Genomic DNA, 1,391 nt, shown 5'->3' with positions numbered 1-1,391 from the left:
TATGTCTAGTCCTGAAATAGCGATACACAAAAAGAATCGTTATGAAAGAACCATTAAAAACGCTTTATGTAAAGCGCACTCAGAAAGATTACAGTTTGAGTTTGAAACTTCAGATTGTAAAAGAGATTGAATCGGGTAAATCAGGAATTACTGACTGTCGTAAGAAATATGCGATACAATCTCGATCTACCATTGTGACTTGGCTTCGAAAATATGGTAACTTTGATTGGGACAATCAAACACCAAATTCTATGCAAAAAACTCCTGAACAAAGAATTATGGAATTGGAGGCTGAAGTAAAATTGCTCGAAAAACAAAAAGCATTACTTGAAAGACAAGCCTACATTTCTGATAAAAAAGCAATTTTCTTCGATATGATGATCGATTTGGCGGAGAGTGAATATCAGATTGATATCCGAAAAAACTCCGCATCCGCACAATCAGCAACTTCCGCAGAACAGAAAAAGAAACCTTAGTTTTCACCTGTGGATTGTCCGGATTGGATAGACAAGTCTATTATCGAAGTTTAAAACGCAGCAAAGTGCGCACCAGTAAAGCACAGCAAGTAGTTGCACTGGTGGAAGAAAAGCGTATAATGCAGCCAAAAATAGGTGGTAAGAAATTGTATTTTATGTTAAAAGAACCTCTAAAATCATTGAATATCGGCAGAGATAAGTTCTTTGATATTTTACGGGCTAATCATTTACTGATTGTTCCCAATAGAAGTTATCACGTTACGACCAACTCCCATCATCGTTTTAGAAAGCATAAGAATATGATATTGGATTATCAAATCACCAAACCTAATCAAGTTTGGGTGGCAGACATTACCTACATTGGAAACAGGAAGAATCCGAGTTATCTAAGTCTAATAACAGATGCTTATTCCAAGAAAATCGTAGGGCATCACGTTGCAGAGAATCTCAATACGGAAAGCAGCTTGATCGCCTTAAAGAAAGCTTTGAGAAACAAAAAAGTGAATTTGGAATCGTTGATTCATCATTCAGACAGAGGCTTACAATACTGTTCGAATGAATACCAAAGAATTTTAGAAAAACACCACTTAAAATGCAGTATGACACAGAATTCAGATCCCTATGAGAATGCTGTAGCAGAAAGGATTAATGGTATTTTAAAACAGGAATTTGATATTGACAAATATGATATTGAAACTCCATTAAGAAGAAAAATCGTGGATGAATCGATAGAAATTTACAACGAATTGCGTCCTCATTTTTCCAACCATTACCTAACTCCAAACCAAATGCATAACCAGTCTGAATTGAAAATGAAAACCTACAAAACAAAAAACCGAAGCAAAAACGTTTTTGCTTCGATTTAAATTATTTATTTTTGACCCTTAATCTGTATCGGATTTTTAGGACGGGACA

The 1,391-nt window shown here is 35.2% G+C and carries 2 protein-coding genes; both read left to right on the top strand.

Features of this window, described 5'->3' with window-relative positions:
- Nucleotides 1-41 precede the first annotated feature (41 nt).
- Nucleotides 42-476 (top strand): hypothetical protein, encoded by a 435-nt coding sequence (locus tag B5X64_RS23135; RefSeq protein ID WP_228419093.1) that lies wholly within the window; start codon nt 42-44, stop codon nt 474-476.
- A 14-nt stretch (nt 477-490) separates the two neighbouring features.
- Nucleotides 491-1,342, top strand: a complete 852-nt coding sequence (locus B5X64_RS22450) for an IS3 family transposase (RefSeq protein WP_338030638.1) — start codon at nt 491-493, stop codon at nt 1,340-1,342.
- Nucleotides 1,343-1,391: the final 49 nt, after the last annotated feature.

Source organism: Chryseobacterium balustinum (assembly GCF_900168205.1).
In the GTDB taxonomy this organism is placed as follows: domain Bacteria; phylum Bacteroidota; class Bacteroidia; order Flavobacteriales; family Weeksellaceae; genus Chryseobacterium; species Chryseobacterium balustinum.
The sequence above is the reverse complement of the archived record's forward strand: the minus strand, read 5'-3'. Positions and strand labels throughout refer to the sequence as shown.

Excerpts from the sequence above, each read along its gene's own strand:
- B5X64_RS23135 (WP_228419093.1), top strand. The coding sequence starts at position 42 with ATGAAAGAACCATTAAAAACGCTTTATGTAAAGCGCACTCAGAAAGAT.